The sequence below is a fragment of the Nitratireductor mangrovi genome, assembly GCF_007922615.2.
GTDB classification, from domain to species: Bacteria; Pseudomonadota; Alphaproteobacteria; order Rhizobiales; family Rhizobiaceae; genus Mangrovimarina; species Mangrovimarina mangrovi.
On sequence record NZ_CP042301.2, the window covers coordinates 1,657,906 to 1,676,586 of the forward strand.

Here is an 18,681-nt window from a genome sequence, read left to right on the forward strand (position 1 = left end):
TCTGTCTCGTCCGGCAACAGATCGGGTAACCGATCAGCCCCGCCGCTCGAAAGTCTTTGTGTTCAGGCCCGTCCCGCGTGCGACACGCTGCCATTCCTCGACCCGCGCGTCCATAGGGCCGAGGCTGCAGCAAATCTCGAAGGCGTCAACCAGCGCTTCCGGCCCCTCAGCAACTACTATCGCGCTGTCGGCATCCGCCGTCTCGATCCAGCCGCGCAGGCTCAGCCGCTGGGCCCGTGCCAGAGCAAAGGCGACGAACGGTTCGCCCAGCCTTCCTTGAAAGCTGAGTTCGACCGCGCATTCGCGCGCGCCGCCGGTGCCGAGGTCGCCGGTCAGATAATCCATTGCCTTGATCCCCGTCGCGCGGCCGGGGCTTTTGGCACACGGCCGCGCCCAGGTTACCCTTACTGAGGAAGCGAGCCGCTCAAGCCTTCGACAAGCCAGTTCATGCCGAAGATCGCCTCGTCCGGCAGATTGGTGCCTGCCTCGGCGCGCACATTGCCGTCCTGGTCTTTGAGCGGACCGGCGAAGACATGCGTCTTGCCGCTGGCGATGTCGGTTTCGGCCTGCTTGATCTCGGCCATCTGCGCCTCGGTCAGGTCGTCGCTCCAGGCCGTCACCTTGACGGCGCCCGAGGCAAGCCCTCCGCGGAAGTCGGAGCCCTTGAAGTTGCCGTCGAGCTTGGCGCGGAAACTCTCGATGAAATAGTCGGTCCAGTCATTGGTCACCGAGGCAAGCACGCTGTTCGGCCCGTAAGAGCTCATGTCGGACGAGGTGTTCACGACATGGACGCCTTCGGCCTCGGCGATGTTGACCACCGACGGTGTGTCCTGATGCAGCGAGAACAGGACATCGGCGCCCTGCGAGATCAGGGCCCGCGCGGCCTCCTGCGCCTTCGGCGGATCGAACCAGGAGTTGAGCCAGATGATCTTGATATCGGCGTCGGGATTGACCTTGCGCACAGCAAGAGTGATGGCGTTGACCTCGGCCACGACCTCGGGAATGGCGAATGCGGCGACCATGCCGATGACGTTCGATTTGGTCACCATGCCGGCGGCGAGCCCGCCGAGATAGAACCCTTCGTAGTTGCGCGCGGTAAAAGTCCCGAAATTGTCGGTCTGCTTGAAGCCGCTCGCATGGATGAAGGCCACGTCCGGCTGCTGGCGGGCGAGCCGCAGCCCGTCATTCATGTAGCCGAAGGAGCCGAGCATGACGAACTTGGCACCGTCGGTGACCATCTGGTTCATGATGCGCGCGGCGTCGGGGCCCTCCGGAACCGCTTCCACGACAACCGTCTCGACCTTGTCGCCGAATTCCTTCTCGATCGCCTCGCGACCGAGATCGAGTTGCTTGGCCCAACCGACATCGGCTGTCGGCGAGGGATAGATGAAGCCGGCCTTCAGCGGCTCGGCCTGTGCGGCGGCGGCCGACAGCGCGATCGCGGCGCCGGCGAGCCAGGAAATCAATCGGGTCTTCATGCTCGTTCTCCTCTGTTGGTCTGGCTTGTTGTTGTCTTGGCTATTGCGCCTCGCGGTAGACCTGCCCCAGCGAGACGGGTGCGTTGAGCCTGATGCGGCGCCCGTCCATGGAAAGCAGCGCGATGGCGACGATGGTTGCGATGTAGGGGATACTGGTCAGAAGCTGCGACGGCACGCCGATGCCGGTGCTCTGCACCAGCAGTTCGGCAATACTGGCGACGCCGAACAGGTAGGCGCCGATGGCGACGCGGCCGACCCGCCAGGTGCCGAACACGACCAGCGCCACCACGATCCAGCCACGCCCGGCGATCATGCCGTCGGACCATAGCGTGGTCGAGGCGACCGAGATGAAGGCGCCGGCAACACCGGCCATGAACCCGCCGGTGAGCACGGCCAGAAAGCGCACCTTGACCACGTCGTAGCCGATGGCGTGGGCGGATTGCGGCGACTCGCCGACCGCGCGAATAACGAGACCGAGCTTGGAATATCTGAACAGCCACCACAGGCCGACCGCCATCAGCGGCGCCAGATAGACAAGGACGACATGGTTGAAGAGGCCGGGGCCGATGACCGGAATATCCGAAAGGAACGGGATCGGCAGCTTCGGCATCGGCGGCACCGTCTTGCTTTCGTATGACTTGCCGATCAGCGCGGCGAGGCCGACGCCGAGGATGCCGACGGCCAGGCCCGAGGCGACCTGATTGCCGAGCGCGACCAGCACGACGGCGCCGAACAGCGCCGACAAAAGCATCGCCACCAGCCCGCCGGCGGCCATCGCCGACCAGTAGCTGCCGGTCTCCATGACGACGATGAAGCCGGTCACAGCGCCGAGCGCCATCATGCCCTCGATGCTGAGATTGAGCACGCCGGACTTCTCGGCGACAAGCTCGCCCATCGCAGCGATGAGCAGCGGCGTCGCCGCGAGCAGCGTTCCGGCCAGAACGAAGGTGATCGTCTGCATCAGGTGGCGACCTCGCTGGCTGGAAGGGCGGATTTCAGGCGCACGCGGTAGTCGACGAAAAGCCGCGCCGCGATGTAGGTGACGAGAAGGATGCCCTGCAGCACCGTGTTGAGCGCATAGGGCACGCCGGCCGAGGTCTGGGCGATATCGCCGCCGACCAGGATGACCGCCATGAAGAAGGCAGCGAACAGGATGCCGACAGGGTTCAGCCCGCCAAGAAAGGCGACGATGATGGCGGCAAAGCCGTAGCCGGGCGAGATCACGCGCTGCAGTTGGCCAAGGGGGCCCGCGACCTCGAACACGCCGGCAAGGCCAGCCGCCGCGCCGCCGATCAGCAGGCTGAGCCAGACCGCCTGGCTTTCGCTGAAGCCGGCATAGCGCGCCGCGCTAGGCGCGGTGCCGCCGACCTCGAGCTTGTAGCCGATCATGCTGCGGCGCACGAGTACCCAGGCAAGCGCCGTGGCAACGCCGGCGATGAACAGCGAGACATTGACGCGGGTGCCGGGGATCAGCACCGGCAGCATGGCGACGTCGGGAAACAGCGCCGATTGCGGGAAGTTGAAGCCGAACGGATCGCGCAATGGTCCCGCCACGAGATAATAGAGCAGTTGCAGCGCGACGCTGTTCAGCATCAGCGTGACCAGGATCTCGTTGGCGTTGAACCGCACTCGCAGGAGCGCGGCCAGCGCCGCCCATGCCATGCCGAACATGGCGCCGATCACGATCATCGCCGGCAGCATCAGGAGCGACTGGCTGTCGTTGAAATAGATCGGCAGGAGGCTGCCGCCGATGGCGCCGAGAATGAGCTGGCCCTCGGCGCCGATGTTCCAGATCTTGGCGCGGAAGCCGATTGCCAGGCCTTGCGCGATCAGGAGCAGCGGCGACATCTTGAGCAAGACCTCGCCGACATTGAAGGTTGTCGAGAGCGGCGCGACGTAGAGGTAATAGAGCGCCCGCAATGGCGAGACCCCGAGCATGCTCATCAGGACGAGGCCGCCGAGAATGGTGACGACGACGGCGGCAGCCGGGGCAATTAGTGGCGTGGCTGCGGAGCGATGGACACGCGTTTCGACGGTCCAGGGCAAGCGTGTCATGCCGGTTCCACCTCCCTGGCCTGGTTTTCGTTGAGGAAGCCACCGGTCATGTAGCGGCCGATGAGCGAAGTGGTGGCTTCACCGCGGGAAAGCGACGGCGACAGCCGGCCGCGGAACAGCACCAGGACCCGGTCGGCGATCTCCAGAAGCTCCTCGAGTTCGTCGCTGATGACCAGGATCGCCGCGCCCTGATCGCGCAGGTCGATCAGTTGCTGGCGGATCGAGGCGGCAGCGCCGACATCCACGCCCCAGGTCGGCTGCGAGGCGATCATGACCTTCGGTCCGAGCGCGATCTCGCGGGCGATGATGAATTTCTGCAGATTGCCGCCGGAAAGGCTGTGCGCCTCGGCGTCGGCGCCGGAACAGCGCACGTCGAGCGCGCCGATGCATTTTTCCGCATAGGCGCGTGCCTGCCCGAAGGCGATCATCCCGCGCCGGACCATGCCGCGCCCGTGCGCGGTCAAGAGCACGTTGCGGGTCAGGCTCATTTCGGGCACAGCGCCGCGGCCGTGCCGCTCCTCCGGCACGAATGCGAGCCCGAGGCGACGACGCACGCCGGCGCCGGCATCACCGCAACTCTCGCCGCCGATCCTGATCCGGTCGCGATCATGGCGGGAAAGGATCGTCTCGCCCGACAGCACCGCGGCCAGCTCACGCTGGCCGTTGCCGGAGACGCCGGCAATGCCGACGATCTCGCCTGGATAGAGCGGCAGGTCGACGCCTTCGAGGCGGGTGCCGAAAGGGTCTTCAGGCTGATAGTCGAGATTGTGGATTTCCATCGCCGGATGCGCGCCGGGATGCGGCGCCGTGCGATGCGAACGCGGCAGATCATGTCCGATCATCAGCCGGGCCAGGGTCTCGTTGGTTTCAGCCGCCGGATCGACGGTCGCGACCACCTTGCCGGCGCGCATGACGGTGGCGCGGTGGCACAGAGACCGTATCTCCTCCAGCTTGTGGCTGATGAAAAGCACCGCGCAGCCGCCGTCGGCGAGCTTGCGCAGCGTGTCGAACAGCGGCGGGATGCCGCTCGGTGGCAGCACCGAAGTCGGCTCGTCCATGATGATGAGCCCGGGCTCCTGCAGCAGGCAGCGGATGATCTCGGCGCGCTGGCGCTGGCCGACCGAAAGCGAATGCACCAGCGCATGCGGATCGACCGGCAGGCCGAAGCGATCACCGATCTCGGCGATGCGGGGCGCGAGCCGCGACGCAGTCTCCGGCGTGGCGAGCGAGATGTTTTCGGCCACCGTCAGCGACTCGAGCAGGGAGAAATGCTGGAACACCATGCCAATGCCGAGGCTGCGCGCATGCGCGGGATTGCCGATCCTGACCGGCTCGCCGCGCCAGCGGATTTCACCGGCATCGGGCGCGAGCACGCCGTAGATCATCTTCATCAGCGTGCTCTTGCCGGCGCCGTTCTCGCCCAGAATGGCGTGGATTTCGCCCGGGCGCACGGCCAGCGACACGTCGGAATTGGCGACGACCGTCGGGAAAGATTTGGTCACCCCGACCAGTTCAAGCAGCGGCCCGTTTGCCGCCGGCCGCCCGGCGCCACCGTCGGCGCCCACATCCGCCTTCATAACTCGTCTCCCATTTGCACCCGGCGGGCCGTTTTGCTTCTCACCGGAATCATCGTCACAGTCCTAAAGGTCCAGCACCAGAAGTTTCGATCTGGCTCGCGACACGCAGGGTGTCATCAGCCGACCGCTCTCGTGCTCCTCGTCGGAAAGATAAAGGTCGTTGTGCTCGGGCTCGCCCTCGATCACCTGGGTGAGGCAGGTGCCGCAGACGCCTTGTTCGCAACTCGTCTTGATCTCGACGCCGGCCTCACGCAACACGTCGATGATCGCCTTGTCGGGCGGCACCAGAAGCTCGATGCCGCGCTTTGCGAGACGGACGACAAACTCGCCGGCATCCGGCGTGAGTTTCGGCGGAGTCGCGGAAAAATGCTCGAGCGCGACCGAGGCGGCCGGCCATCCGGCTTCCTCCGCCGACGAACGCACGACATCCATGAACGGATTGGGACCGCACAGATAGATGACGTCGTCGGCACCGGGACTGCTCAGAATCTCGGCCAGCACATCGTTGAGCAGCGGCGGCACGAGGCCGAAATGATAAAAGACGCGGTCGGCCCAACCGCTGCTGGTGATCAGCTGCTGAAAGGCCAGTTCCTGGTTGGAGCGGGCAAAATAGTGCAGCGCAAAGTCGGCGTCGCGCGCGGCGAGCGCCTGCGCCATGCTCAAGAGCGGGGTGACACCAATGCCGCCGGCGAGCAGCATGCTCCTGCCGCCATTGTCACGCAGCGAAAAATTGTTCTTCGGCCGGCTGATACGAAGCTTCGAGCCCTCGGTAAGCTGGCTGTGCATGGCGTTGGAACCGCCGCGGCCGTTCTGCTCACGCTTGACGCCAAGCACGTAGCGGGAGCGGTCGGCCGGGTCGTTAACCAACGAATACTGCCTCTGCAGGCCGTTCATCGGATAGACATCTATATGCGCGCCGGCCTCGAATGGCGGCAGTGTGGCGCCGTTGGCGGCTTCCAGCACAAAGCTGCGGATTTCGGAGGTCTCGGCACGCACCTGGCGCACGATGACTTCCATTTCGCCGGCCGCGCTCGACATCACACGAACTCCGCCACGCCCGACATCGCTTCGAAACGCGGCAGCCGCCGAAACTCGCGCATCCAGTTGCGCAGCGCCGGATAGTCCTCGTGGCCGATGCCGCCGTCGCCGGCAAGCGCGGTATAGGGAAAGCAGGCGATATCGGCGACGGTCGGGTGGTCACCGACGATCCATTTCTTGTCGGCGATCTCGCGTCCGGTCAGATGGTCGTCGAGGATGCGAAACGCGGCATGCGCGTTGCGCCGCGCCGCCTCGACGTCGAGCCGGTAGCCCATGACGTCGTGCAGGCGTGCCGCCGAGGCGGCCATCAGCTCGCCGCCGGCGAACATCAGCCACATCATGACCGGGCCGAAAAGCGCGGGCTCACGCGGCAGCCATTGGCCGTCCTTGTCGTATTTGTTGGCGATGTGGCAGAGGATCGCCTGGGCGTCGCGTAGCCTGACGCCGTCATCGTCCAGCACCGGCAGCTGGCCGAGCGGATTGATCTCCAGGAAATCGGGGCTCTTGTGCGCGCGGCCGGGATAGAAGTCTATCTGCTCGCGCTCGTATTCGATCTCGAGGAAATCGAGCAGGAGCCGCACCTTGTAGCAACTGCCGGACAGTCCGTAGTCGTAGAGCTTGATGGTCATCTCAGGCCGCCTGCTTTTCGTAGATGCCGAACTGCAGGTTCATGGCCTTCAGCCAGCGCCGGAAGGCGATCGAGCTGGCATCGGCGCGGGTCGGCAGTTCGATCGTCGGATCGAGCGGCAAGAGCGCGGGGCGTTGGTTTTCCAGAATGATGCGGTCCTGAAGGAAGATCGACTGCTGGAAGTCGATGATGCTCTCCAGCGCGCTGTCCGGGTCGACGATCGCCATCGGCATGTAGGCCAGGCATTCCGTTTCGCCGACCGGCTGCACGAAGACGCAGATCGCGTCATTGCGGGTCGGGTCACCGAAGACGTTCTTGTAGAGCATGACGCTGAAGGGCGACATGACACGGTAGACGTAGTCGGTGATCTGGCCGCCGGTCGACGCCTTCGATGCGGCCGGTTGGAAGAACTTGCAGTCCAGCGCCCAGATCTCGTCGACGTCCTTGCGATGCTCGGTCTTGTAAGCCAGCACCTCGGTGCGTTCCGGCGCCCCCAGTACGTTGGTGTGGACGAAGGAAAAATGCGCCATGTCGAGGAAGTTCTCGATGATGCGGTACGGGCTCGTGCGCACGCCGACGCTGCCGCAACCGGTGATGCGTCTGTCGGGCTCATCGAACTCCGAGATTTCGGGCAGCGGGCGGCTCGGCTCGCCAAGCGTGGTGAAGATGCAGGTGTAGCGTTGCTGTGATGGCAGCCGACGGCCGGTCGAGCCGTCGGCGCCGATCTCGTGAATGTCGTATGCCGTCTCGCCGGTGCGCGTGACGCGGATGTCCTGTCCGAAGACCACCGTGTCGAAGCTCGCACCGGCGACGACCTGGCCGTGCCAGCCGCAGGCGACCCACTCGTTGAGGACCACAGGATCCGTCGTTACCGTCATCTTCTCTCTCCCTTGCAGCCCTGTCGTCACCGCGCCTCCAGCGCGCCGCGCAAACGTTCCATCTTCCTGGCGAGGGCGGCCCGGGCATCCGGCGTTTCGGCCGCCTTGCCCCTGGCCACCACATGCAATCCGCATTTTTCGGCGCTCACCGGCTGGATCGCGACGAGCAGCGTCAGGTTGGGCCCGGCCTCGATGGTGGCCGCGCCATGCCCGTTCATGCTGATGCTGGCGTCCGCCATGCCGCAGTCGGCCTCCGGCAAGCGCTCTGTGACGGCGGCAGCATCCCGGTTCACGTAGATACTGCGCACCGGCGCCCAACCATCCGCCGGCCCGAGTTCGGGCGGTTCGGACCGTGTATCCTTGAAAAGGTTGGTCCACAGGATGCCGTAGCGCTCGGCCGACGGGTAGACGTTGGCGCAGATCGTCTTGGGAGGCGTCAGTTCCGGATGCGCCGGGATCAAGGCGCACTGGCCGCCGGCCTCGTAGCCCCAGCCATGGTAGATACAGCGCAGCATGTTGCCGCGCACGAAGCCAAAGCTGAGCCGCATGCCGCGGTGCGGGCAGCGATCTTCCCAGACGTTGGCGGCGCCGTTTTCGCCGCGCCAGATCGCCAGTGGCTGATCCTCGACGATGGCGGGATTGGAGGAGCCGGGCTGTACCTGATGATCGAGCCCCACGGCGATCCAGCGGTCGCGAAATTCTGCCACAGCCTCTGTTCCCTTCGTATTCGACCAGTCGACACCGGTCGCATTTCGTTGGTTTCAGGAAGCCTATGGGTGATTGACCGGGGCGCACAGATGGATATTTTGAAACGCTCGTACGAAAACCTTGAACACACGCCAGGCCCGCCGAATGGGACAGGGACCAAGCCATGCAGATCGATGACGTCCTGGTTTTCCTCCAGATTTCCTCGACAGGGTCGCTGTCGGCGGCGGCCCGAGCCGCGGCCAAGCCCAAGGCAACGATCAGCCATCAGCTGCGCCGCCTCGAGGACGAGCTCGGCACGCCGCTCTTCATCCGCTCCACCAACCGGCTGGTGCTGAACGACGCGGGCAGAAGCTTTCTCGATCACGCCAAGAACATCCGTCGCGCCTGCGAGCGCGGCGTCGACGCAGCCCGCAGGAGCCGCAACATCACCGTCGGCACCCTGCGCGTGGCCTCCTCGGGCGAATTCTCATCCAACCTCGTCGGGCCGCTGGTGCTGCATTTCGCCCGCCACCATCCGCAACTTCGACTTGAGGTGATGGTATTGCGCGGCGACGCTCTGATTTCTTCGCGCGACAGCCTCGACTGCATCCTCTATCTCGGCGAGCCGCCGATGCCGCAGGTGGCGGAATTGACGGCGCGCCTGCTCGGCCGCTTCGCCTTCGGGCTCTACGCCAGCCCCGGCTATCTGGCCCGGAACGGCCATCCCCAAGCGCCAAGTGAGTTGCGCGGCCACGACCTGATCGGCTTCCACAATGGCGAGACCACCACCTTGTGGGAACTGGCCGACGGCGAGCACGAGTTCAGCCTGCAGCCGAGCACCAGGTTCCTGACCAATGACTACTGGGTCTTGAAGCTCGCGGCGATCCACAATCACGGTATCGCGTTCATGCCGACCTTCTTCGCGGCACTCGAGGTCGAGCACGGGCTGCTGGAACCGGTTCTGCCGAAATGGCGCTCGACCGAGATCCCGATGTACGCGCTCTTCGCCAGCCACCGGCTTGCCAACCCGAACCTGCGCACGCTGATCGATTCGGTGTCGCAGAATTTCAGCACCATTTTCGACTACGACTATTATGCCTGCCACAATCCGGCGCTCGACCGCGGCGCGGTGGCTGAGCGTCGGCTCCCGCGGCTTTGAGTATCTTCGGTGCCTGTGCAGTCCACGACCGCGTGCTGAACAGCTGCAAAGGCGCGCGCACCGCCTAAGGAAAGTCATTCAATGTCCGCAGTAAAGGCCACGCCCAGCGACAAGCCGGTGATCGTTTTGTTCCGGCATGATCTCAGGCTGGCCGACAACCGGGCGCTGAGCGCCGCGACTACCAGCGGTCGACCCGTTCTGCCGGTCTTCATCCTCGACGAGGAGAGCCGTGGCACCCGGCCCCTCGGTGGGGCGCGGCGCTGGTGGCTGCACAAATCGCTGGAAAGGCTCGCGGAAAAGCTTGCCGAACTCGGCGGGCCCTTGACTCTACGTAAGGGGAAGATGGTCGAGGTTGTGAAGGCCCTGGTCGACGAGAGCGGCGCAGACACCCTTCTCTGGAACAGGCGCTACGATCCGGCAAGCATGGCGGCCGACAAGGCGCTCAAGCAATGGGCGCGCGAGAGCAACCTGGCGGCGGAAAGCTTCGACGGCCACCTCCTGCATGAGCCGTCGCTGGTCACCACCGGCAATGGCGGGCCCTACAAGGTCTACACGCCGTTCTGGCGCGCGCTGGCGTCATCGGACGAGCCGCGGCCTCCTCTGGGCGCGCCTCGGGCGCTCAACGGTTTCAGAGGTCCAATCGAAAGCATGAAACTGGCGGCGTTCGAACTGCTGCCGTCGCAACCTGACTGGTCCGGCGGACTGCGCGCGGCGTGGATGCCGGGCGAGGAAGGTGCCCAAGCGAGGCTGCGTTCCTTCTTCGCCGATACCCTTGCCGGCTATGGCGAAAACCGCGATCTTCCCGGTACCGTCACCACATCACGGCTTTCACCGCACCTCGCCCATGGCGAGATCACGCCCTACCAGATCTGGGACGCCCTTAAGCAAGAGGCATCCTCCGCACCGGGGGGCGACATCGAAAAATTCCGCAAGGAGATCGGCTGGCGCGAGTTCTGCCATCACCTGCTGTTTCACAATCCCGATCTCGCCACGAAGAACTACAACAGCGCTTTCGACGCCTTTCCATGGCGACCGGACAAAGCGCGGCTTGCCGCGTGGCAGCGCGGCCGGACCGGCTATCCGATCGTCGACGCAGGTATGCGCGAACTCTGGCAGACGGGCTGGATGCACAACCGCGTGCGCATGGTCGTGGCATCGTTCCTCACCAAACATCTGCTGCAGGACTGGCGCCAGGGAGAAGTCTGGTTCTGGGACACGCTGGTGGACGCCGACCCGGCCAGCAACCCGGCCAACTGGCAGTGGGTCGCCGGTTCCGGCGCCGACGCCGCGCCCTATTTCCGCATTTTCAATCCCGTCCTGCAGGGAGAAAAATTCGATCCCGACGGCGCCTATGTGCGCCGTTTCGTGCCGGAACTTGCGAAATTGCCCGATCGCTTCATCCACAAACCGTGGCAAGCGCCGGAAAGGGCACTTTCCAAGGCCGGGGTGAAACTCGGCGAGACTTATCCCGTACCTGCTGTCGATCACGGCAGGGCAAGAGAGCGTGCGCTCGCGGCCCATAAGGAGATGAAAGGAGATGCATGAGGGTCGTCGGGTTTGGCTGCGGGGCGTCGTCAGGCCGCCGCAGGATCGCTATCGTCGGATCTGGTATCAGCGGCGCGGCTGCCGCATGGGCGCTGGCTCCGGACAATGACATCACGCTCTTCGAAGCCGCGGATCGGCCAGGCGGCCATACGGCAACGGTGACCGTTGACCACGGCGGCGTGCCCATCTCCGTCGACACCGGCTTCATCGTCTACAACGATCTCAACTATCCGGAACTGACGGCGCTTTTCGCGCATCTCGGCGTTGTGACACAGGAGAGCCCGATGAGCTTCTCCCTGTCCCTCGATGGCGGCCGGCTGGAATGGAGCGGCCAGACCTACCGGACAATCTTTGCCCAGAAACGCAATTTCTTCTCGCCGTCATTCCTGTGGATGCTGCGCGAGATCCTGCGCTTCAACCGGCAATGCGTGGCCGATCGCGAGGCAGGTTTGCTGGCTGGCGTCACCATCGGCGAATACCTGGCTCGCCGCGGCTTTTCGGCCGGCTTCCGCGACAACTACCTGATCCCGATGGCGGCGGCGATCTGGTCGACGCCACGGGCGCGCATGCTCGACTACCCGGCAGCGACTTTTGTGTCGTTCTTCGAGAATCATCGCCTGATCCACCACGAGCGCCCGGTCTGGCGGACCGTGACAGGCGGCGCGAAAAACTACCTCGAACGACTGCTCGAGCCGGTCAAGGACCGCCTAAGGCTCGCTACCCCCGTGACAGCAATTTCGTGCGACCAGGGTGGCGTGACGATCTTTACTGGCGAAGACGAGCCTGAGCGCTTCGACGAGGTTGTGCTCGCCTGCCACAGCGATCAGGCGCTCGATCTGCTCCAGAACCCCTCCCCCGCCGAGGCCGCCATCCTGTCGGCGATCGCCTACCGTCCGAACCGAGCGGTGCTGCACCGCGACCGCCGGCTGATGCCGAAGAGGCGCACCGCCTGGGCGGCATGGAACTATCTGCGTACCGATGCCATGAACACCGAAACGGAGGTCTGCGTCACCTACTGGATGAACGCCCTGCAGGGCATCGACCGCGACAAGCCGCTCTTCCTGTCACTTAACCCGATTGTGGAGCCGGCACCGGAAAAAACCTTCGGCGAATGGACCTTCGAGCATCCCCAGTTCGACGCGAAAGCGCTTTCGGCGCAGTCGCGTCTGGAAGATATCCAGGGACGTGACCATTGCTGGTTCGCCGGCGCCTGGACCGGTCACGGGTTTCACGAAGACGGCCTGCGCTCGGGGCTCGACGTGGCGGAACGGCTCGGCGCATCCATCCCCTGGCGTGACCGGCGCGGGACGCGAAACGACCTGCCTATCGCGGCGGAGTAATCCCGTGACACACGCGCACCGCATCACCACGCTTGCCGAGAACGGCCCGCCTCCCGCGGCCGCGGCAACGCTTTACCGTGGCGAGGTCATGCACCAGCGGCTGAAGCCCTTTGGCCACCGCTTCTGCTACTCCATGTTCCAGATTGCGTTCGACGTTGACCGGCTCGGCGAAATCGCCGCTCTGTCGCCACTGCTGTCGGTGAACCGGCCCAATGTTTTCACTTTCGACGAAAAGGATCACGCACCGGAGGGTGGAACGATTCGCGAGCATGCCGACAGGCTGCTGGCGGGTGAAGGCCTTGAGCAGGCTGCGGAGCGAATCCTGCTGCTCACCTGCCCACGCATATTCGGCTACGTCTTCAATCCGCTATCGGTCTATTTCGCCTATGGGCACAACGGCCGGCTCCTGGCCCTGATCTACGAGGTTCGAAACACCTTCGGGGAGCGGCATTCTTACGTGGCACCGGTGCGGCCGGGTGAACTGAGCGCGGCCGGGCTGCGCCAGAGCAGAAAAAAAGCGTTTCACGTCTCGCCCTTCATCTCGATGGATGCGCGCTACGGCTTCAGCGTCCTGCCGCCCGGGGACACGGTGCGACTGAGAATCAACGAGACCGAAGCCGGCGCGCCCGTACTCGCGGCGACCTTTGCCGGACGTGCGCAACCCGTGACGACGCGTGCACTCGCGTCGTGCCTCTTGCGATTCCCGTTGCTGACGTGGAAAATCATCGCCGGCATCCACTTCGAAGCATTGAAGCTCTGGATGAAGGGGGCGCCATTCTACAGGAGCCCGCCTCCTCCCGGCTGACACGCGGCGCCGCGGCGCCGGCCAAAGCCCGGGCAAGGCGGGCGCGTGAGACGAAGGGGCGGTTCACGCGTCGCGCTGAACGGGAGTGCATGATGGCGAAGGAAGATTCGCGGCAAGCGGTCACGCTGGAAAAGGCCAATTTCGCCGCCGAGACGCGTGGGCTTCCGGCCAAGGCTCGCATGGTGTTGTCGGCGGCGATGCGGCTGCCGAAAGGCGCGCTGACCATTGCCCTGCCCGACGGCCGGCGCCTGCGGGTCGGCGGCCACGCTCCGGGCCCGGACGCGGAAGTGATCCTGAAGAACTGGCGGCTGCCCGGCAGGGCCCTGGCTTTGGGCACGATCGGCGTTGCCGAATCCTACATCGACGGCGACTGGGACAGCCCCGATGTCACCACCTTCCTGGAGCTTTTCGTCGTCAACCAGGAGACCGGGGAGGAAGTCGCCGGTGGCGCCAACTGGCTGCTGATGGCGATCCAGCGCGTTCGCCACTGGCTCAACGAAAACACGCGCCGCGGCTCCAAACGCAACATCGCCGCCCATTACGACCTCGGAAACAGCTTCTATCGGGCGTGGCTTGATCCAAGCATGACCTATTCCTCGGCGCTCTACTCCACCGGCGCCAACGATCTGGAATCGGCGCAGGCGGCCAAATATCGGGCGCTGGCGCGTGATGCCGGCATCACCGAGACAAGCCATGTACTGGAGATCGGCTGCGGCTGGGGCGGCTTCGCCGAATTTGCCGCGCGCGAGATCGGATGCCGGGTGACCGGACTGACGATCAGCCGCGAACAGCACGATTTCGCCCGGGCACGCATCCAAAATGCGGGGCTTGGCGACAAGGTCGAGATCAAGCTCCAGGACTATCGCGACGAGACCGGCCGCTACGACAACATCGCCTCGATCGAGATGTTCGAGGCGGTTGGCGAGAAGTACTGGCCGGTATTTTTCTCGAAGGTAAAGACGTGCCTTAAGCCCGGCGGCACGGCCGCGCTGCAGATCATCACCATTAACGAAAACGCCTACGAACTCTATCGAAACCGGCCTGACTTCATCCAGCGTTATATCTTCCCCGGCGGCATGCTGCCGACTCCGGAAATCCTCAAGAAACTCGGCGCCGACGAGGGCCTTTCCTATCTGCGCGAGAGAGTTTTCCCGCAAGACTACGCGCGCACGCTGGCCGAGTGGCGCAAGCGGTTCTGGGCCTCATGGGAAAAAATCTTGCCGATGGGTTTCGACGACCGCTTTCGCAAGCTGTGGGAATTCTATCTCCACTACTGCGAGGCGGGCTTCCGCGCCGAGTTCATCGACGTGCGTCAGGTGGTCTACAGGGCCTGACTATCGTGACGGGCATCTATTGCGACAAGAGCAGGCCCTTCGGGTAACCGGGATCGCCCTTGCAGCGCATGACCCATTTCTCGCAGCCCTTGTCGGTCCACTTGTCGCACATCATCAGGCAGGTCTTGTCGATCTTGCGCTTCGAGGTCTGCGCCGGCGCGGCCGGCGCCATTTGATGCTTGCCGCCGGTCGACTTGGAGACATCAGCATGGGCGACCGCTAGCGACGCCGACAAGACGACGGCCGAAAGGATCGCCGTAACGCATGCTTTCATCGCTCCACGCCTTATTTCTTCGCGACGCCGAAACGACCCGGACTGTCGGCCACGGACGCCTGTGGCCGTCTGTTGCCGATGATCTCGCAGGAATGGTCGACCGTATTGCCGGCTTGATCGTAGCGGCAGCACAGGATGCGCCCCGTCGAGGAGCAGTAGACGGCGTGATAGGTTGGCCGGTTGTTGAGGATATCGTCCTCCATCTTGTCGATGCATCCGCCGGCCGCCGGTGACTGGATCTGCTCCATGGTGCAGCCATTGCTGACGATCTTCTTCGGTTTAGCCATGGCGGAAACTGCCGGTAGCGTCAGAACCGCGCCGAGCGCGAGGATGGACAAGGGGTAGGAAAGTCTGCTTGAAAACCTGTTCATGTCGGAACTCCTGCGGGGCGCCAGCCCCAAACGATGCCGGTTGACAGCCCTACACGGCACATATTGCCGATGCGCCGCGTGCAAGGCCGCGACACGTGCCCGGCCGGCGGTTATCAGTTGCGCGCAACGCCAAACTTGCCCTTGGCGTTGTTCAGTTTCTGGGCTCCCGACCTTCCAATGACCGTGCGGGAATGGTCGACGACGCGACCTGCATCGTCGTACTCGCAGCACAGGATCGCCCCGGTCGACGAGCAGTAGACCGCATGAGTGGTCGGGCGGTTGTTCATGATGTCGCTTTCCATCTTGGCGATGCAACTGCTGGCGGCCTGAGATTGGATCTGCCCGATCGTGCAGCCGTTGATCTTCTTCGGTTTTGCCCAGGCCGACCCCGCGGGCAGCGCCAGCAAAGCGCCGAGTGCGAGAGCGGAGATGGCGAGCGAAGACCTGCTTGTCTGCATACGCATGGCGGACCTCCCGCGTTGGCAAACCCATGCCGGGCGACGGTCGGCGCTCGCCCAAGGCCACGACCGCCGAACGACATGGCCCGGATTCTGATCCCGTCGCAATCGCCACGCATCCCCCGCGCGGGTGATGCCGCCGCGCGAAAAAGCCGCCAGATTCAGGAAGTCGGGGACTGGCGGACTGGAGGCGAGAGTTCGCGGAACAGACCCTGCAACTCTCGCTGGTCACCTGTCCCGGTCTTGTCGAAGATCGCGGCAAGCTGCGATTTCACGGTCCCGTCGGAAACGCCGCTTGCCTGCGCGATCTCCGCGCGGCTTCGTCCCATGGCGACATGGCCGGCGACGCGCCGTTCCGCCGCCGTCAGCCCGAACAGCGCCGCGAGTGCGTCAAGCGCCGGGATCGGACCGCAGCCCGCTTCGGCAATGAAGATCGCCGCCGCGGCCTGGTTAGTTATGCGCGCTCGGATGTCCCGGCGGGCCAGCGGCATGACATGGGCGACGGCCGGCGCCCGCGCCCTGAGCAAGGGAACGTTGATGCCCGCGGCACCGAGCGCGAACTCGTTGTGCTCGCCAAGCGCGACCGCCCGGCTAACCGCGGCGTCAGCCTCGGCGTAGCTGAAGGAGAGCTGGCCGTGGGTGGACGAAACCGTCCCCCTGTCGGCGAGCATCTGCTCGGCCGCCGGGTTGGCAAACAGGATACGCATGGCCCTGTCGACGATCAGCACCGGATGCGACAGCGCGTCAACCACGGCCCGGAACAGCCCTGCGGTTCGCCGCTCTTCCTCGAACATGTCGCCGATGGTGACGGCGCGGCGGACATGCGGCGACAGGAGCGACACGGCGTCGAGCTCCGCGCGCGTGATCTGGTGGCGGTCGCGGTCGGTGATGATGACGAACGTCCCGGTCCGCGTCGGCTGGCGCATGAGGACGAGCCAGAAAAAATCGTCGAGATTGTTGGGAACAACCCATTCCCGCGTGATTCGGCTGTCAAGCCATGTCTCTCGCGCACCCGCCCCCTGCAAGGCGTAGATCATGTCGACGGTGAAGGGGACGTCGATCTCCATCATCGGCAGGGCCGAGTAGAACGGCACTTCCGCGGCGTAGTCGTGCATCAGAGGCGTGAGCAACGCCTCCTCGCCCCACGCGACGGAAAAGCGCGGCGTCGCGGCAACGGTATCGAGCACTGCCATCATCGCCAGGCGGGCATCCGCCATCCGGCATATTGTTTCGAGAGTACGAGGCCACAAGTCGGGGTCGGCGACGCAATCGTAGACCGCGCCGACAATCTCAGGCATTACGGACGCCGACAACAGTCCCGCTGCCATCGGTGGCTCACCTCACAGCGCAACCCCGCCACAAGATAGCACGTCGTCTCCGCATGGAAAGCGGCACCGGTTCCACCGCACCGCTACACAACGGGCGGCCGGGTGACCCGACCGCCCGCCCGCGCCGTACTAGCCCTGGCAGTCCCACCAGAACCGCGAGAAATCGGTGTCCCAGCTCTGCATCGGCACCCAGGCGTAGCCCTGCAGACACTTGTTGGCGGCAAAGCGCTTCTTCTGGGTCAACAGATAGACGTCGGACTGCTTGTCGTGCAGCTTCTGCTGGATCTCCTTGTAGATCGCATTGCGGGCCGTGACATCGGTCTCGCCGCGCGACTTGTCGATCAAGGCATCGATCTCGGGATCCATGACCCACTCCATCGATGACCAGGTGCCCTTGGCCTTGGAGTGGTACTGCACATAGAAGACCGAATCCGGCGACGGATAGGTTGGCCCGTAGAAGACCTGGGTCGTGTCCGGGGTTGTCTCCACCGCGGCCGCCAACTCGGTGATACGGTTCCACGGTTCAGGCTGCAACTCGACTTCGAAGCCGATGGTCTCGAGCGTCGACTTGAACAGAAGCCCGATCTCTTCCTCGAACGCCGTCTTGGCGACATAGGCGTGAGTGAGCTTGATCGGCTTGTCCCCGGCATATTTGGACTTCTCGACCTCGGCCTTGGCCTTTTCGAGGTTGAACTCCGGCGCCGGCAGACTGTCGAGGTGGGCGTCGGCGAAGACCGGCGCCAGCGGCCCCTTCAGCTCGCCGCCCGGATAGATGACCTCGCGGATGGTCTCGTAGTCCATGGCGTAGGCAATCGCGCGGCGAATATGAACGTCGTCGGTCGGCGGCACCTGGTTGTTGATCTTGATGTAGAAGCCGGTCGCCGTGTCGGCCGCGATGATCTTGTAGTTGTCGAGCGCCGAGATCGCGTCATAGGTCTCGTTCGACTGGTATTGCGAAGACATGCCGAGCTCGCCCTTGGTCGCCAGCGCCTTCACGGTCGCCTCGTCGCGGGTGATGACAAAGCGCAACTCGTCGATCGGTCTCTGCTTCGGCCAGCCCATGTGGTAGTCGCCGTAACGCTCCATCACCAGCTGCGAACCGCGCGTCCAGCTGGCAAGCTTGTACGGGCCGGCGCCGGCCGAGGCGTCGGCGAGATAGGTTTCGCCCCATTCGCCGTCATTCTGCTCCTTCACCAGGTCCGAGTTCACGACAAGGATCAGCGGCGTGTTGGAGGTGAACGGCGCATAGACGCGGTTGAGCGTGATCTCGACGGTGTGGTCGTCCAGCGCCTTGACCGCGTCCGGCTCGACCAGGCCAGAGAAGAGATAGGCCGGGCCTTCATTGATCGAGAGCAGCCGCTGCATGGAATAGACGACGTCCTTGGCCTCGACCGGGCTGCCGTCCTGGAAGGTGGCGTCTGCCTTCAGCTTGAAGGTGTAGGTCTTGCTGTCGTCGGAAATCTCCCAACTCTCGGCGAGTTGCGGCACGACGTTGCCGTCGGCGTCAACGGTGGTGAGCGCGTCGTAGAGGTTCACGATCGCCATGTATTCGGTGTAGTCGTTGACCTTGGCAGGATCGACGGTACCGAAAATCTGCACCGCGTTGACGACCAGCGATATCTTGTCCTGGGCAATCGCCGTCGTGGCCAGCGCGCTGGTGCCCAACAGCGCCGCCATTGTGATGGAAAGCAGTTTCTTCATTGCCTTTCTCCTCTGGATGATCTGG

19 protein-coding genes are annotated in these 18,681 nt (G+C 64.4%); 5 read left to right on the forward strand and 14 right to left on the reverse strand.

Annotated features, from left to right (window positions below; all coding sequences use genetic code 11):
* Positions 1–33 precede the first annotated feature (33 nt).
* The 9 genes from FQ775_RS08170 to FQ775_RS08210 all read right to left on the reverse strand — a co-directional run bounded on the left by FQ775_RS08170 (position 34) and on the right by FQ775_RS08210 (position 8,361).
* Positions 34–345, reverse strand: coding sequence for an acylphosphatase (locus FQ775_RS08170; protein WP_206064852.1), 312 nt, complete (start codon positions 343–345; stop codon positions 34–36).
* A 59-nt stretch (positions 346–404) separates the two neighbouring features.
* Complete coding sequence (locus FQ775_RS08175; RefSeq protein WP_146301437.1) at positions 405–1,478, reverse strand: BMP family ABC transporter substrate-binding protein; 1,074 nt, start codon at positions 1,476–1,478, stop codon at positions 405–407.
* Positions 1,479–1,518: 40 nt separating this feature from the next.
* Entirely contained in the window at positions 1,519–2,439 is a 921-nt protein-coding gene (locus FQ775_RS08180; protein ID WP_146301438.1) for an ABC transporter permease, read from the reverse strand.
* Complete coding sequence (locus FQ775_RS08185; RefSeq protein WP_146301439.1) at positions 2,439–3,533, reverse strand: ABC transporter permease; 1,095 nt, start codon at positions 3,531–3,533, stop codon at positions 2,439–2,441. Before FQ775_RS08185 ends, FQ775_RS08180 begins: the two co-directional genes overlap by 1 nt.
* Complete coding sequence (locus FQ775_RS08190) at positions 3,530–5,110, reverse strand: ABC transporter ATP-binding protein (RefSeq protein WP_146301440.1); 1,581 nt, start codon at positions 5,108–5,110, stop codon at positions 3,530–3,532. Before FQ775_RS08190 ends, FQ775_RS08185 begins: the two co-directional genes overlap by 4 nt.
* A 63-nt stretch (positions 5,111–5,173) precedes the next feature.
* Entirely contained in the window at positions 5,174–6,148 is a 975-nt protein-coding gene (locus FQ775_RS08195; protein WP_206064853.1) for a PDR/VanB family oxidoreductase, read from the reverse strand.
* Positions 6,148–6,777, reverse strand: a complete 630-nt coding sequence (locus tag FQ775_RS08200; RefSeq protein WP_146301441.1) for a glutathione S-transferase family protein — start codon at positions 6,775–6,777, stop codon at positions 6,148–6,150. The genes FQ775_RS08195 and FQ775_RS08200 overlap by 1 nt, the downstream gene beginning before the upstream one ends.
* 1 nt (position 6,778) lies before the next feature.
* Positions 6,779–7,654, reverse strand: coding sequence for an aromatic ring-hydroxylating oxygenase subunit alpha (locus FQ775_RS08205; protein ID WP_146301442.1), 876 nt, complete (start codon positions 7,652–7,654; stop codon positions 6,779–6,781).
* A gap of 26 nt (positions 7,655–7,680) precedes the next feature.
* Complete coding sequence (locus FQ775_RS08210) at positions 7,681–8,361, reverse strand: Rieske (2Fe-2S) protein (RefSeq protein ID WP_146301443.1); 681 nt, start codon at positions 8,359–8,361, stop codon at positions 7,681–7,683.
* 164 nt (positions 8,362–8,525) lie between these two features.
* Here FQ775_RS08210 and FQ775_RS08215 point away from each other — a divergent pair, with 164 nt between their 5' ends.
* The 5 genes from FQ775_RS08215 (at position 8,526) to FQ775_RS08235 (ending at position 14,524) form a co-directional block, all read left to right on the forward strand.
* On the forward strand, positions 8,526–9,500 hold the full coding sequence (locus FQ775_RS08215) for a LysR family transcriptional regulator (protein WP_146301444.1): 975 nt from the start codon (positions 8,526–8,528) through the stop codon (positions 9,498–9,500).
* An 81-nt stretch (positions 9,501–9,581) separates the two neighbouring features.
* Positions 9,582–11,045, forward strand: a complete 1,464-nt coding sequence (locus FQ775_RS08220) for a cryptochrome/photolyase family protein (RefSeq protein WP_146301445.1) — start codon at positions 9,582–9,584, stop codon at positions 11,043–11,045.
* Positions 11,042–12,385: an NAD(P)/FAD-dependent oxidoreductase gene (locus tag FQ775_RS08225; RefSeq protein ID WP_146301446.1), complete on the forward strand. Its 1,344-nt coding sequence runs from the start codon at positions 11,042–11,044 to the stop codon at positions 12,383–12,385. Before FQ775_RS08220 ends, FQ775_RS08225 begins: the two co-directional genes overlap by 4 nt.
* Before the next feature lie 4 nt (positions 12,386–12,389).
* Positions 12,390–13,190, forward strand: coding sequence for a DUF1365 domain-containing protein (locus FQ775_RS08230; protein ID WP_246730302.1), 801 nt, complete (start codon positions 12,390–12,392; stop codon positions 13,188–13,190).
* A gap of 92 nt (positions 13,191–13,282) precedes the next feature.
* The gene (locus tag FQ775_RS08235; RefSeq protein WP_246730303.1) at positions 13,283–14,524 is read left to right on the forward strand and encodes an SAM-dependent methyltransferase; all 1,242 of its coding nucleotides are present in this window, start codon (positions 13,283–13,285) and stop codon (positions 14,522–14,524) included.
* A 16-nt stretch (positions 14,525–14,540) separates the two neighbouring features.
* Here FQ775_RS08235 and FQ775_RS08240 read toward each other — a convergent pair whose 3' ends face one another.
* From FQ775_RS08240 to FQ775_RS08260, 5 genes are all read right to left on the reverse strand, one after another.
* A complete protein-coding gene (locus tag FQ775_RS08240; protein ID WP_146301448.1) occupies positions 14,541–14,798 on the reverse strand; it encodes a hypothetical protein in 258 nt (85 codons plus the stop codon).
* Between the two features lie 11 nt (positions 14,799–14,809).
* Positions 14,810–15,169 carry a hypothetical protein gene (locus tag FQ775_RS08245; protein ID WP_146301449.1) on the reverse strand — a complete coding sequence of 120 codons (360 nt, stop codon included), beginning with the start codon at positions 15,167–15,169 and terminating at the stop codon, positions 14,810–14,812.
* A 113-nt stretch (positions 15,170–15,282) separates the two neighbouring features.
* Positions 15,283–15,633, reverse strand: coding sequence for a hypothetical protein (locus FQ775_RS08250; protein ID WP_146301450.1), 351 nt, complete (start codon positions 15,631–15,633; stop codon positions 15,283–15,285).
* 155 nt (positions 15,634–15,788) lie between these two features.
* Positions 15,789–16,844 carry a helix-turn-helix transcriptional regulator gene (locus FQ775_RS08255; RefSeq protein WP_167812846.1) on the reverse strand — a complete coding sequence of 352 codons (1,056 nt, stop codon included), beginning with the start codon at positions 16,842–16,844 and terminating at the stop codon, positions 15,789–15,791.
* Between the two features lie 240 nt (positions 16,845–17,084).
* Positions 17,085–18,656, reverse strand: coding sequence for an ABC transporter substrate-binding protein (locus tag FQ775_RS08260; protein WP_146301452.1), 1,572 nt, complete (start codon positions 18,654–18,656; stop codon positions 17,085–17,087).
* Positions 18,657–18,681: the final 25 nt, after the last annotated feature.